Below are 13,475 nucleotides of genomic sequence, written 5' to 3'. Positions count from 1 at the left end.
TCCCTGTGCGGTCGTGGCCGGGCTCAGCCACGCAGGCGGGACATGGTGGGGTCGAACAGGGGCTCCTCGGCGACGACGGCCTCCACGCGCTGGTCGAAGTAGCCGATGTGCAGCACCGTTCCGGGGGCCGTGAGTCCGGTCGGGAGCCAGGCGTAGGCGATGCCCTTGCCGATGGTGTAGCCGTAGGCGGCGCTGGTGACGTAGCCGACGGGCCGGTCGCCGTCGAAGACGGGTTCCTTGCCCAGGACGACCGACCGGGGGTCGTCGATGACGAGGCAGGACAGCTTGCGCCGGACGTTCTCCTTGCGCCGCAGCAGCGCTTCCTTGCCGATGAAGTCGTCCTTGTCGAGTTTGACGGCGAAGCCGACGCCGGCCTCGTAGGGGTCGTGCTCGTAGGTCATGTCGGTGCCGAACGAGCGGTAGCCCTTCTCCAGGCGGAGGCTGTTGAAGGCGCCGCGTCCCGCGATGACGCCGCCGAGGGGCCGGGCGGCCTCCCAGAGGGTGTCCCAGAGCTTCCGGCCCTGGTCGGCGGTGGTGTAGATCTCCCAGCCGAGTTCGCCGACGTAGCTCAGCCGCATGGCGGTGACGGGCACCGGGCCGATGTGGGCGCGCCGGGCGCGGAAGTACTTCAGTGCGTCGTTGCTGAAGTCGGCGTCGGTGAGGGGCTGGAGGACCTTGCGGGCGAGCGGGCCCCACAGGCCGACGCAGCAGGTGCCGGGGGTGATGTCGCGGACCTGGACGGTGCCGTCGGCGGGGAGGTGGCGGGTGATCCAGTCCAGGTCGAGATTGCCGTTGGCGCCGATCTGGAAGGTGTCGCGGGCGAGCCGGGCGACGGTGACGTCGCTGCGGATGCCGCCGTCGTGGTCGAGGAAGAGGGTGTAGGTGACCGAGCCGGTGGATTTGGCGACCTTGCCGGTGCACAGGCGCTCCAGGAGGGCGGCGGCGCCGGGGCCGGTGACCTCCAGGCGTTTGAGGGCCGTCATGTCGTACATCGCGACGGTCTCGCGGGTGGCCTGGGCCTCGGCGCCGACGATGGGCGACCAGTAGCGCGCGGCCCAGTCGCCCGGGGCCGGGATGGAGCGGCCTTCCACGAGGCCGGCGTTGGCCTCGTACCACTGGGGGCGTTCCCAGCCGTTGGCCTCCAGGAAGAAGGCGCCGTGCTCCAGCTGGCGGGTGTGGAAGGGGCTGGTGCGGATGGGGCGCGGGTCCCCGGAGGGCTGGAGCGGGTGGAGGATGTCGTAGACCTCGACGAAGTTCTGGCAGTCGCGGGCCAGGACGTACTCCGGGGCGAGCTGGTGCGGCTCGAAGCGGTTGACGTCGCACTCGTGCAGGTCGAAGGAGGAGCAGTAGCCGTCGACCAGCCATTCGGCCATGGCCCGGCCGACTCCGGCGGAGTGGGTGACCCAGACGGCCTCGGCGACCCAGAAGCCCCTGACGTCCCGTGACTCGCCGAGCAGCGGGAAGTTGTCGGTGGTGAAGGAGAACAGGCCGTTGATGCCCTCCTCGATCTTCGCCTCCTTCGTGGCGGGAAGGAGCGCCTGGGTCTCGGTCCAGGCGTCGGCGAAGTCGTCCTCGGTGAACTTCAGGACCGACGGCATGCCGTCGGCCTCGTCGACGGAGAGGATCTCGTCGGCGGTGAGGGGCATCGGGCGGTGGCCGTAGGAGCCGATGCCGATGCCGTCGAAGCGGTCGCGGTAGTAGAGGTCGGCGTCCTGGTGGCGCAGGATCGGGCGGACCGCCTCCTCGGTCTGGCCGGCGAGGGCCGGGACCGGGCCGGTCCAGGCGAGCTGGTGGGCGAGCGGGGTCAGCGGGAGGTTCATGCCGGCCATGCGGGCGATCTTGGGGCCCCAGATGCCGGCGCAGCACACGACGATGTCCGCGGGGATCTCGCCCTGGTCGGTGAGGACGCCGGTGATCTCGCCGTCGGCCTTCAGGACGTCGAGGACCTCGTGGCGCGGCAGGAAGGTCACGCCGCGTCCGGTGGCGCGGCGGATCTGGGCCTCGACGGCGAGGACGGCCTTGGCGAGGCCGTCGGTGGGCACGAGGAGGCCGCCGAGGACCTTGTCGGGGTTGACGAGCGGGTGCTGTTCGAGGCATTCGTCCGCGGTCAGCAGGCGGGCCTCGACGCCCCAGGCGGTGATCCAGCCGTGGCGGCGGCGCAGTTCGGTGAGGCGCTCGGGCGTGGTGGCCACTTCGAGGCCGCCGACCTGGAGGAAGCAGGGCTTGCCGTCGACGTCGAGGGAGCGGAACTTCTCGACGGTGTAGCGGGCCAGCTCGGTCATCGTCTTGGAGGAGTTCGTCTGGAAGACGAGCCCCGGAGCGTGCGAGGAGGATCCCCCGGTGGCGGGCAGCGGGCCCTGGTCGACGACGGTCACCTCGGTCCAGCCTCGTGCGGACAGCTCGTCGGCGAGGGCCGCTCCCACGACGCCCGCTCCGATGATGACCACTCGGGGTCCCGCCATCGCCGCACCTCCGGTCTGTTGATCAGCCGAGCCGATCGAGTTGCTGTTTACGCAACGCGGTTCAGGTTGCGCAACTCAATGTGCCTGCCGTGCTGGTGGGTGTCAAGGGGCCCGGGACCTCGGAGAACAGAGGGAGGAACAGGGCGGCCGCGGCGCGCCCCGCCACCGGCGAGCGGGCCCGGAAACGGCGATGCCCGGTGGGCGGCGCGCATCCCGCGCGCGCCGCCCACCGGGCATGATCCGACCGGATCCCCGGAACGCCGGAGTCCGGTCCCCGCCGCTACTTGAGCCAGGCGTCCACCTTGGCGCGGTTGGCGTCGACCCACTTCTTCGCCGCCGCCTCGGGGGTCATCTTGTCGACCGCGATGTACTTGGCCACGACGTTCTGGTCGTCGTTCGTCCAGTTGAAGTTCTTCACCAGGCCGTAGGCCGGGCTGCCGGACTTGGCGAACTTCGCGCTGACGATCTTGTCCAGGTCGTAGACGGGGTAGTCGCAGGCGATCTTCTCCGCGTCGGCGTCGCACCCCGCCTTGTACGCGGGCAGGTTCACCTTCACCAGCGGCACCTCGGACAGGAACCACTGCGGCTCGTAGAAGTAGCCGATCACCCATTCCTTGTTCTTCTCGGCCTTGCGGTAGGCCTGGATGAGCGCCGTCTCGCTGCCCGCGTACACCACCTTGAAGTCGAGCTTGAGGTTCTTCACCAGCGCCTCGTCGTTGGTGACGTACGACGGGTCGCCGTCCAGGAGCTGGCCCTTGCCGCCCGACTCGGAGGTCTTGAAGTTCGCCGCGTACTTGTTCAGGCTCTTCCAGTCGGTGATGTCCGGGTGGGCCTTCGCCAGCCACGGCGGCACGTACCAGCCGATGATGCCCTTGTTGCCGGTGGAGCCGGCCGACACGGCCGTCTTCTGCCCGTCGACGTACTTCTTCCGGAGGTCGTCGTGGCCCCAGTTCTCCAGGACGGCGTCCACCTCGCCCGTCCCGAACCCCTGCCAGGCGATCTCCTCCTTGAGGTCCTTCTTGGTGACCTTGCAGCCGAGGTCGTTCTGCGCGACGTACGCGACGACCGCCGCGTCCGCCTCGTAGCCCACCCACGGGTTGACGGCGAGGTTGAAGGCCCCGCACTTGCCCGAGGCGTCCGCGCCGCCGCCGGATCCGGAGGAACTGTCGCCGACCTTCGCACCGCCGCACGCGGTGAGGGTGAGGCCGAGGACCGCCATGCCGGCCGCGCCCGCTCTCCATCGTCTTGCTTGCCTTGCCATCGTCAGTTGCTCCTTACGCGCTGGTACGCCGCGCCGCTGCCTGAGTGATGCGGTCGAACATGACTCCGAGAAGGACGATGGCCAGCCCCGCCGCCAGCCCCTTCCCGAACAGTTGGCCCTGCGAGAAGCCGGCCACGACGTCGTAGCCGAGGGCGCCCGCACCTACCAGGCCGCCCACCACAACCATCGACAGCACATAGATCAGACCCTGGTTCGTGGCGAGAGCCAGGGCGCCGCGCGCCATCGGCAGCTGGACCTTGGTGATGATCTGCCAGGTGTTGCACCCGGCCGCGGTGGCCGCCTCCACGGTGGTCCCGGGCACGGCCCGCACACCATCGGCGATGATCTTCATGGCGACGGGCGCCGCGTAGACGATCGCGGCGACGATCGCCGTGAAGCGGGTCGCGCCGAACAGCGCGAGGAAGGGCACCAGGTAGACGAACGGCGGCATGACCTGCGCCGCGTCCAGGCTCGGCCGCAGCACCCGGTCCACCAGGCGGCTGCGGCCCATCCACACGCCGAAGACGATGCCGAGCAGCATGACGAGGATCGTGGCGACCACCGTCGAGGCCAGTGTCGTCATGCTGTCCGACCACATGCCGGTGGCGACCAGCAGTCCCACGCACACGGCCGTGGTGAGTCCGGCCCGGCGACCGCCCAGGACGGCGCCGAGCGCGACCAGCACGGCCCCGACGAGCCACCACGGCGAGTCCGTGAGCAGCGACTGGAACGGGTTGAGCAGTCCGTTGGTGAGGAGGTCGCGGACGGTGTTGGTGACGCCCGAGAGGTTGTCCTGCACCCAGGTCGTCGTGGTGTCGGCGGCGCTCGCGACGGAGTCGCCGACACTGCCGTCGCCGGGGAACTCGGCCGCCCACACGTAGGTGTGGGACAGGAAGACCAGGACGGCCGTGCAGAGTGCGCCCGCGCCGAGCAGCGGACGCCGCCAGGCGAGGAACCGGTTCTTCGAACGCCGGGCCTCCTCCTCGCGGGTACTGGCGGCGGTCGTCACCCGGTCGAGGACGATCGCCATGACGACGATGGACAGGCCCGCGTTGAAGGCGGTGCCCACGTCGAGCGACTGCAACGCCTGCACGACGGTCTTGCCCAGGCCGGGCGCGTCGATGAGGGCCGCGATGGTCACCATGGCCAGGGCGGCCATGATGGTCTGGTTGACGCCCATCACCACGGTCCGCTTGGACATCGGCAGCAGGACCTTCAGCAGGGCCTGCCGGCGGGTCGCGCCGAGCGAGTCGGCCGCCTCCACCGTCGTCTCGGGCACGGTCCGGATGGCGTGCGCGGTGATGCGGATCGCCGGCGGCGCCGCGTAGATCACGGTGGCGATGGTGGCGGAGGCCCCGCCGATCAGGAAGAACAGGGTCAGCGGTGCGAGGTAGACGAAGGTCGGCATCGTCTGCATGAAGTCGAGGAACGGCGTCATGATGCGGTGGAACCGGTCCGACAGCCCCGCCCAGACCCCGAGCGGGATCGCGAACAGCAGCGCCACCAGGACCGCGGAGACGGTGAGCGCCAGGGTGTCCATGCTCTCCTGCCACAGGCCCTGCAACCCCAGGAAGGCGAAGCCGGCCACAGCCAGCAGGGCGACCCGCCAGTTGCCGAAGGCCCAGGAGGCGTAGCCCGCGATGCCGACGACGCCGAGCCAGCCGATCTGCGGGAGGGGGCGGCCCGCGGAGGGCTGGGAGATCAGGTCCTGGACGAAGGTCACCAGGGTGTCGACGACGAGGCGGATCTCGTTGAAGAAGTACAGGAACAGCGGGTTGGAGTTGCGGTTCGCGCCGATCGAGTCGTTGACGTCGTTGAACCACCGGTGCAGGTCGGTCAGGTCCGCCGCCCCGAGCGCGAGGGTCTGGCCGCCGCGCAGGAGGGCGAACAGCAGCAGCCAGACGAGCAGGATCGCGCCGGTCACCAGGGAGCGGCTGATCCTGCGGGGCGCCGCGGCCGCGGCCGGCTCCTCGGCGGGCCGGATCCTCTCCGGCCGGCCCGGGGGCTCGGTCTTCTCCACGGCGACGGTCACCGGACGCCGCCTTCCTGTCCGGCGACCACGGCGAGGATCTCCTCGTCGCCGACGATGCCGAGCAGTGTGCCGTTCTCGACGACCTTGACGGGCTTGTCGGCCGCCAGCACCGCCCGGGTCGCCTCGCGCACCACGACGTCGGGACCCAGCTCGGGGCCGTCCAGGGCGTCGCCGTCCGCGGGCGGGCGCATGATCCAGCGCAGGGTGAGGACGTCGCCGCGCGGCACGTCCTTGACGAACTCGCGCACGTAGTCGTCGGCCGGGGCGCCGACGAGTTCGTCGCCGGTGCCGCACTGGACCATCTTGCCGTCGCGCATGATCAGGATGCGGTCGCCGAGTTTGAGCGCCTCGGACAGGTCGTGGGTGATGAACACCATGGTCTTGCCAACCTCGTGGTGCAGGCGGATGACCTCGTGCTGCATGTCGCGGCGGATCAGCGGGTCCAGCGCCGAGAAGGGTTCGTCGAAGAAGAGCACGTCGGGGTCGCCGGCCAGCGCGCGGGCCAGGCCGACGCGCTGCTGCATGCCGCCGGAGAGCTGGTCGGGGTAGGAGTTCTCGTAGCCGGCGAGGCCGACGAGTTCGACGACCTCCATGGCCCGCCTGGCGCGGTCGGCCCGGCTCATGCCGCGGATCTCCAGACCGAAGGCCACGTTGTCGACGACGCGGCGGTGCGGCAGCAGCCCGAAGTGCTGGAAGACCATGGAGAACTTGCGGCGGCGCAGGTCGCGCAGGCGCCTGTCGTCGGCCTTGCGGATGTCCTCGCCCTCGAAGACGATCTCGCCGGCGGTGGGCTCGATCAGCCGGGTCAGGCAGCGCACCAGGGTGGACTTGCCGGATCCGGACAGGCCCATGACGACGAAGACCTCGCCGGGCGAGACGTCGAAGTGCACGTCGCGCACGGCGGCGGTGCAGCCGGTGCGGTCCATCAGCTCGCGGCGGGTGAGGCCGCACAGTTCCTCGGACTCCGGCACCCGGTCGGCCTTCGGCCCGAACACCTTCCACAGACTGCGCACGGAGATGACCGGGGTGGGACCCGGGTCCTGGGGGGCGCCGCGCCGCCGCGGCACCTCGGTCTGGGTGGTCATGTTCGACCTTCTTTCGGCGTTCAGCCGCGGAACCAGCGCTGCGGCCGGGGTTGGATGTTCTGCCAGATGTGCTTGGGCTCTCGGTACTCGTTCAGACCGGACGGTCCCAGCTCCCGGCCCACACCCGAATGGCCGAAACCGCCCCATTCCGCCTGCGGCACGTAGGGGTGGTAGTCGTTGATCCACACCGTGCCGTGGCGCAGCCGCCGGGCGACCCGCTGGGCCCTGCCGGCGTCCTGTGTCCACACCGCCCCGGCGAGTCCGTACTCGGTGTCGTTGGCGATGCGGATGGCGTCGTCCTCGTCGGTGAAGCGCTCCACGGTGAGCACCGGGCCGAAGGACTCCTCGTGCACCACGCGCATGTCCTGCCGGCATTCGTCGAGCACGGTCGGCGGGTAGTAGTGGCCGCCCGCCAGGGCCGGGTCGGCGGGGCGTTCGCCGCCGCAGCGCAGCACGGCGCCCTCGGCGACGCCGGCGGCGACGTACGCCTCCACCTTGTCGCGGTGCTGAGCGGAGATCAGCGGCCCGGTCTCGGCGTCGGGGTCGAAGGGGCCGCCGAGGCGGATCCGGCGGGCGCGGCGCACGATCTCGTCGACGAGCCTGTCGTGCAGGGAGTCCTCGACGATCAGACGGGCGCCGGCCGAGCACACCTGCCCCGAGTGCAGGAAGACGGCCGTGAGGGCGAAGTCGACGGCCGTGTCGAGGTCGGCGTCGGCGAAGACCACGTTGGGGTTCTTCCCGCCGAGTTCGAGCGCCACCTTCTTCACGGTCGCGGCGGCGGCCGCCATGACGCGCCTGCCGGTGGCCAGGCCGCCGGTGAAGGAGACCATGTCGACGTCCGGGTGCTCGGAGAGCGGTGCGCCGGTCTCGGGGCCCGCGCCCAGGACGAGGTTGGCCGCGCCGGCCGGGAGGCCGGCCTCCTCCAGCGCTCGCATCAGCAGGACGGAGGTGGAGGGGGTGAGTTCACTGGGCTTCAGCACGACCGTGTTGCCGGCCAGGAGAGCCGGGGCGACCTTCCAACTGGCCTGCAGCAGAGGGTAGTTCCAGGGGGTGATCAGTCCGCACACCCCGACGGGCTCGTAGACGACCCGGCTGACCGCGTCGTCGCGGCCGGTGTCGATGACCCGGCCGGCGTCGACGCCGCCGATCCCGCCGTAGTAGCGCAGGCAGGAGACGACGTCGGCGAGGTCGTACTCGCTCTCCACCATGCGCTTGCCGGTGTCCAGCGATTCCGCGCGGGCGAAGACCTCGGCGTCGCGCTCGATGACGTCGGCGGTGCGCAGCAGGAGGGCGCCGCGCTCCCGCTCGGGGGTGCGGGGCCAGGGGCCCTCGTCGAAGGCCCGGCGGGCCGCGGCGATCGCCGCCTCGGCGTCGGGGCGCGTTCCTTCCGAGACGGTCGCGGCGAGCGTGCCGTCGGCGGGACACCGGATCTCCCGGCTGCCGCCGGCCACGGGGGCCCGCCATTCGCCATTCACATACAGGTCTGCCACGCGCCGAGCCTTCCGACCGAAATTCGTTGCGCATCGTGCACCCGATTGCTTGTGATGGAACACCCTGTCGGCTGGCCAGACGGACGTCAAGATGTTGCGGGATGACGATTTGGCCATGCGGCCACTTCCCCGTCCACCCTTGACCACAGAGGGCACCGAGCCGACCATGTTGCGTATCGCTCACCTTGTTGTGCAATACGCACCGACGGAGGCCGCACATGTCCCCTCGCCCGCAACCTGGTCGTGAGTTCGTCCTGACGCTTTCCTGTCCCGACAGCGCAGGGCTGGTCCATGCCGTGAGCGGCTTCCTCGTCAGGAACTCCGGCAACATCCTGGAGAGCCAGCAGTTCGACGACCGGCTCCAGGGCCGGTTCTTCATGCGGGTCCACTTCGACGTCGGTGACCCCGACGTCGGCCTGGAGGCCCTGCGGTACCGCTTCGGCCCCGTCGCCCAGGCCTACGCCATCTCGTGGTCCCTCAGCGACGCCTCCACCCCGACCCGGACCCTGATCATGGTGTCCAGGTTCGGGCACTGCCTCAACGACCTGCTCTTCCGCCGGCGGGCGGGCGCGCTCAACATCGAGATCCCCGCGATCGTCTCCAACCACCGGGACTTCGAGAAGCTCGCGGAGACGTACGACGTCCCCTTCCACCACATCCCGGTGACCCGCGACACCAAGCCGGAGGCCGAGGCCCGGCTGCTCGAACTCGTCCGCGACCTGGACATCGACCTGGTGGTACTGGCCCGCTACATGCAGATCCTCTCCGACGACCTGTGCAAGGAGCTGGACGGCCGCGCCATCAACATCCACCACTCCTTCCTGCCCAGCTTCAAGGGCGCACGCCCCTACGACCAGGCCTACGACCGCGGCGTGAAGCTCGTCGGCGCGACCGCGCACTATGTGACGTCGGACCTGGACGAGGGCCAGATCATCGAACAGGACGTGGTCCGGGTGGACCACTCGCTGGACCCCGGCGAGCTGGTCACCGTCGGCCGGGACGTGGAGGCCCAGGTGCTCGCGCACGCGGTGAAGTGGCACAGCGAGAACCGGGTGATGGTCGAGGGCAACCGCACGGTCGTCTTCCGCTGAACGGTCACTACGGGTGCTGAACGGGAGACGCTCGCGACGACCGCCGCCCGCCCGGCCGAGAGCCCGGCCGGCCGGCCGTCGGCCGTGTATACGAGCTGCGGCTCCGTACGTCTAGTCCCCGGTCGTGCCGTCGAGCATCTCGCGCAGGATGTCCAGGTGGCCGTTGTGGCGGGCGGTCTCCTCGATGAGGTGGAGGAGGATCCAGCGCAGGTCGACGTGGACGCCGTTGCGGACGGTTCCCCGGGCCCGCTCGTCCAGGTCGTTCCCGGCGACCAGTTCGCGGTAGCGGGCGCTCTGTCCGGCGTACTCGTCGAGCAACTGCGGGAGCGGGAACTCGACGGCGATGCGCATCTCGCGGTCCGGGTCCTCGTCCGTCATGGGGGCGTGGTCCTCCTCGCCGAGGAAGACCACCTGGAACCAGTAGTACTCGACCCAGCGGAGGTGGTTGACCACTCCGCTCATGGTCATCAGCGGTGAGCCCGGCAGGAGCGCCTTGCGGGCGTTCTCCGCGGAGACGCCTTCACACTTGACGCGGGCGGTGTCCCGCGCGTAGTCGAGGAACGTGGTGAGCTGGGTGCGCTCGTCCCACGCGGGCGGTGTGTCGTCGATTCTTGTCATCGCGCGAAGCGTCCCCGATCACCGCGACCGCTGTCGAGGCGTTTACGCGGAACTCCCAACGATCCGGCGACGCGCACCCCGTCCTCATTCTCATTCTCATTCTCGGATGCCCGTTCGTCCGCTGCAACCGGGTCGGGCGTCCCCCGGTGACGGCGGGATGACGGCGTGGTGACGGCATGCTGACGCCGCGTCCGTAACATCGGGCCTGGCGCGGGAGCGGCGAGCGCGGAGGATGCGCGCCCTGGCCCTCACACCCCGAGACGCCGAGCCACCGAGCCCCGAAAACCCGGAGCCCCGAAAACCCGAGCCCGGAAGCCCCGAAGACTCCGTCATCGATCGGAAGGCTTCGTCATGGTCGCTGTGTCCCACGTTCAGTTCGGCATGCGGAACGAGGACGTGCGTATCGTCCAGAAAGCCCTGATCAAGCGCGGCCGCAAGATCCCCGACGGCGCCACCGGCCTGTTCGGCGACCAGACCAAGGCCGCCTACCGTGCCGAACAGCTCGCCCAGGGCTTCACGGGAGCCGACGCCGACGGCATACCGGGCCCGACCTCGCTGGCCACCCTCGGCAGACTCACCGGCCTCTTCCGGCTGGACGGTGCCGGGGCGCCCGCGGCCGGAAACGGAAAGCTCTCCCTGGGCCAGGTCACCTTCCGCGATCCCGGCGACGCATCGGGCGAGGAGGCCATGCGGCGCTACGCCCGCAAGGCGTGCCAACTGACGCACATGGACCCGCAGTTCGGGGTGCCGGCACTCACCACCATCGCCAAGCGGGAGTCCGCCAGCAACAGTCCGAGGTTCCGGATCAACACGACCGACAGGAACGCGAACGGCCCGCGTGTCGCCGACGGCCACCCGCAGAACTGCTCCCGCGGAGCGACGCAGTGCATTCCGGGCACGTTCGCCACGTTCCACCAGGCGGGCACGGCGACCACGCCGTACGACGTGGTCGCCTGCATGTGCGCGACGGTCAACTACGTCCGCCACCGCTACCACGTGAACGAGTCCGGTTCGAACTTCGCCGCCCGTGTGCAGCAGGCGGATCCGCGGCGCTCTCCCCACTGGTACTAGGAGTTCCCCATGGTCGCCACACCGACGGTCACCGTGTCCGACGTCCGGTTCGGCAAGCGCAACGAGGGCGTGCGCATCGTCCAGAAAGCTCTGATCAAGCGCGGCCGCAAGATCCCCGACGGCGCCACCGGCCTGTTCGGCGACCAGACCAAGGCCGCCTACCGTGCCGAACAGCTCGCCCAGGGCTTCAAAGGAGCCGACGCCGACGGTATCCCGGGCCGTACCTCCCTGACCACGCTCGGCCGTCTCTCCGGCCTCTTCCACGTGGCGGGCGGCGCCGCTCCCGCCGCGCCGCACACCGGCCGGGTGGGCTCGCCCGTCCCCGGGCACAAGGTCACGTTCGAGTTCTTCGAGCGCGGCGACTACGCCTGGAAGCCCGACGGCCACGGCCGCCACACCGGGCAGGACTTCGCCGCCGACACCGGAGCTCCCGTGGTCGCCGTGCGCGCCGGCACCATCAGCTGGTCGAGCGGCGACGGCCGGGCCTACGGCCAGTGGATCGGGCTGGCCGCGGACAACGGTCACGTCTACACCTACTGCCACCTCTCGAAGCGTCAGGTCAAGGCCGGCCAGCACGTCACGGCCGGGCAGCGGCTCGGCGCCGTCGGCAGCACGGGCAACGCCACCGGCCCCCACCTGCACTTCGAGATGTCCAAGGGCTCCGCCTGGTCGTACGGCCATGTGGCCAAGCCGAGTTGGTGAACCAAGAAGAAGAGCAGCGCCACCTCGTCGTGCCGATCGCGGTCCACGAAGTAGCGCCACGTGTACGTCGATGGCGCCTCGGGAGCCGGGTCCTCGTCGGCCGGCGGGGGAACGCGCCGCTCGACCGGGGTCCGGGACATCAGCGTCGGCCTCACCCGCTGCCCGCCCCGCTCCGCTCCGCCGTCGATGGCCGGGGCGGGGTCGCGGGGCCGCACCTCGGGGTGTGTGCGGCTTGCGCGGCGGTCAGCGGTAGTTGAGCTCGGCCAGTTCGGTGGCGAGCTTGGCGGGAAACGGCGTGTGCCCCAGGAGGCGCATGCCGGTGTTGCGCAGGGTGCGTGCGGCCGGGTTGCGGGTGGTGGCGATGCGGGTCATCCGGTCGGTGAAGCCGATGACGCGCTCGGCGACCGGGCGGCGGCGGGCCTCGTACTCGTCGAGGCCGCCTGCGGTGAAGGCGGAGCCGAGGGCGTAGCCGTCCTGGATGCCGGTGTTCATGCCCTGTCCGCCGGCGGGGCTGTGCACGTGGGCCGCGTCCCCGGCGAGGAAGAGCCGCCCGGCGCGGTAGTGGTCGGCGACGCGGTGGTGGACGCGGAAGCGCGAGGACCAGGCGATGTCGGTGACGGCGGCCTGGCCGGGCATGCGCTGGTCCAGGAGCCCTTGCACGAAGGCGAGGTCGGGGTGTTCGGGCGCCTGGTCCGTGGTGGCGACGATGCGGTAGTGGCCGCCCGGCAGCGGGGCGACGACGACGAGGCCGGCGGATCCGAAGGTGAGGGAGACCTCGGCCGGGCCCGGGGCCCAGTCCATCACCACGTCGGCGAGGACGAACGACTCGGCGTAGGAGTTTCCGGAGAACCCGATGCCGGAGGCCTCTCGCACCATGCTGTGCATGCCGTCCGCGCCGACCACGTAGGACGCGCGCAGGGTCTGCCCGGTGCTGGTGGTGAGGGTCACCCCGTCCTCGTCCTGGACCACGGAGGCGACGCGGTGGGGCCGGTGGACGTCCCCGCCCAGCGCCCGCAGCCGGGCCAGCAGGACGGCCTCGGTCTCGTACTGCGGGACCATCAGCGTGTAGGGGTGCGGGGTGGGGAGCTGCTCGAAGGGCACGGTGAGCAGACGCCGAGCGCCGTCGCGGACGGCGAAGCGGGTGAGCTTCAGACCTCTGCCGATCAGGTCCCCGGACGCGCCGAGTTCGTCGAGCACTTCGAGGGTGCGAGCGTGCACCACCGCGGCGCGGGAGGTGTTGGCCCCCTCCTCCTGCTGGTCCAGCAGGACGAAGTCGGCGCCGGCGAGCGCCAGCGTCACCGCCAGCGCCAGGCCGGTGGGGCCTGCGCCCACGATCGCCACTTCGGTGCGCTCGGGCAGGGTGTGCGCGGAGCTGGTCAAGGTGGACCTCCGGGGCTCGGACCAAAAGGTTTGCCAACGTGCGTTGGCGAGCGTCTGCTCACAGCATGCCCACGACACCGCCGGTAGTCAACAGGTGTTGGCCTACAGGTGTAGGCATCATAGGCACCGCGTCGGTGATGGCCGCGGTGGCGGGCGTCATGGCCAGCCCCATCCCGGCGCCCAGGCGACGAGGTCGGTCAGGACGAGCCGGTAGGAGCTCGCGATGTCCAGTTCGGCGAGCACGGCCAGGCCGGCGGCGACAGCGACCAGGCCGGCGATTCAC

Annotated in this window: 10 protein-coding genes; 3 read left to right on the top strand and 7 right to left on the bottom strand. The window is 70.6% G+C overall.

Annotation, left to right across the window (positions count from 1 at the left end; all coding sequences use genetic code 11):
• Window positions 1-23: 23 nt before the first annotated feature.
• From OG802_RS33250 to OG802_RS33230, 5 genes are all read right to left on the bottom strand, one after another.
• Window positions 24-2,462 (bottom strand): GcvT family protein, encoded by a 2,439-nt coding sequence (locus tag OG802_RS33250; RefSeq protein ID WP_329416535.1) that lies wholly within the window; start codon window positions 2,460-2,462, stop codon window positions 24-26.
• Between the two features lie 280 nt (window positions 2,463-2,742).
• Window positions 2,743-3,723, bottom strand: coding sequence for an ABC transporter substrate-binding protein (locus OG802_RS33245; protein ID WP_329416533.1), 981 nt, complete (start codon window positions 3,721-3,723; stop codon window positions 2,743-2,745).
• 13 nt (window positions 3,724-3,736) lie between these two features.
• Window positions 3,737-5,755: an ABC transporter permease gene (locus OG802_RS33240; RefSeq protein WP_443055415.1), complete on the bottom strand. Its 2,019-nt coding sequence runs from the start codon at window positions 5,753-5,755 to the stop codon at window positions 3,737-3,739.
• On the bottom strand, window positions 5,752-6,840 hold the full coding sequence (locus tag OG802_RS33235; RefSeq protein WP_329416532.1) for a quaternary amine ABC transporter ATP-binding protein: 1,089 nt from the start codon (window positions 6,838-6,840) through the stop codon (window positions 5,752-5,754). The genes OG802_RS33240 and OG802_RS33235 overlap by 4 nt, the downstream gene beginning before the upstream one ends.
• Before the next feature lie 20 nt (window positions 6,841-6,860).
• Window positions 6,861-8,330, bottom strand: a complete 1,470-nt coding sequence (locus OG802_RS33230; RefSeq protein ID WP_329416531.1) for an aldehyde dehydrogenase family protein — start codon at window positions 8,328-8,330, stop codon at window positions 6,861-6,863.
• Window positions 8,331-8,548: 218 nt separating this feature from the next.
• Between OG802_RS33230 and purU the strand changes: the two genes are divergently transcribed.
• Entirely contained in the window at window positions 8,549-9,421 is an 873-nt protein-coding gene (gene purU / locus OG802_RS33225; RefSeq protein WP_329416530.1) for a formyltetrahydrofolate deformylase, read from the top strand.
• 111 nt (window positions 9,422-9,532) lie between these two features.
• On the opposite strand, the gene OG802_RS33220 is transcribed toward purU, so the two are convergent.
• Complete coding sequence (locus OG802_RS33220; RefSeq protein WP_329416529.1) at window positions 9,533-10,039, bottom strand: DinB family protein; 507 nt, start codon at window positions 10,037-10,039, stop codon at window positions 9,533-9,535.
• A gap of 381 nt (window positions 10,040-10,420) precedes the next feature.
• On the opposite strand from OG802_RS33220, the gene OG802_RS33215 reads away from it, so the two are divergent.
• Window positions 10,421-11,110, top strand: a complete 690-nt coding sequence (locus OG802_RS33215) for a peptidoglycan-binding protein (protein WP_329416528.1) — start codon at window positions 10,421-10,423, stop codon at window positions 11,108-11,110.
• A gap of 9 nt (window positions 11,111-11,119) precedes the next feature.
• Window positions 11,120-11,812 (top strand): peptidoglycan DD-metalloendopeptidase family protein, encoded by a 693-nt coding sequence (locus tag OG802_RS33210; RefSeq protein ID WP_329416527.1) that lies wholly within the window; start codon window positions 11,120-11,122, stop codon window positions 11,810-11,812.
• 243 nt (window positions 11,813-12,055) lie between these two features.
• Here the strand turns inward: OG802_RS33210 and OG802_RS33205 are convergent, their stop codons facing one another.
• Window positions 12,056-13,192: an FAD-dependent oxidoreductase gene (locus OG802_RS33205; RefSeq protein WP_329416526.1), complete on the bottom strand. Its 1,137-nt coding sequence runs from the start codon at window positions 13,190-13,192 to the stop codon at window positions 12,056-12,058.
• Window positions 13,193-13,475 lie beyond the last annotated feature (283 nt).

The organism is Streptomyces sp. NBC_00704 (assembly GCF_036226605.1).
GTDB lineage: Bacteria > Actinomycetota > Actinomycetes > Streptomycetales > Streptomycetaceae > Streptomyces.
This window is presented reverse-complemented; position numbering and strand designations above follow the sequence as displayed.

Coding starts and splice junctions, on each gene's coding strand:
- OG802_RS33250 (WP_329416535.1), bottom strand. CDS start 2,462: ATGGCGGGACCCCGAGTGGTCATCATCGGAGCGGGCGTCGTGGGAGCG.
- OG802_RS33245 (WP_329416533.1), bottom strand. CDS start 3,723: ATGGCAAGGCAAGCAAGACGATGGAGAGCGGGCGCGGCCGGCATGGCG.
- OG802_RS33235 (WP_329416532.1), bottom strand. CDS start 6,840: ATGACCACCCAGACCGAGGTGCCGCGGCGGCGCGGCGCCCCCCAGGAC.
- purU (WP_329416530.1), top strand. CDS start 8,549: ATGTCCCCTCGCCCGCAACCTGGTCGTGAGTTCGTCCTGACGCTTTCC.
- OG802_RS33220 (WP_329416529.1), bottom strand. CDS start 10,039: ATGACAAGAATCGACGACACACCGCCCGCGTGGGACGAGCGCACCCAG.
- OG802_RS33215 (WP_329416528.1), top strand. CDS start 10,421: ATGCGGAACGAGGACGTGCGTATCGTCCAGAAAGCCCTGATCAAGCGC.
- OG802_RS33210 (WP_329416527.1), top strand. CDS start 11,120: ATGGTCGCCACACCGACGGTCACCGTGTCCGACGTCCGGTTCGGCAAG.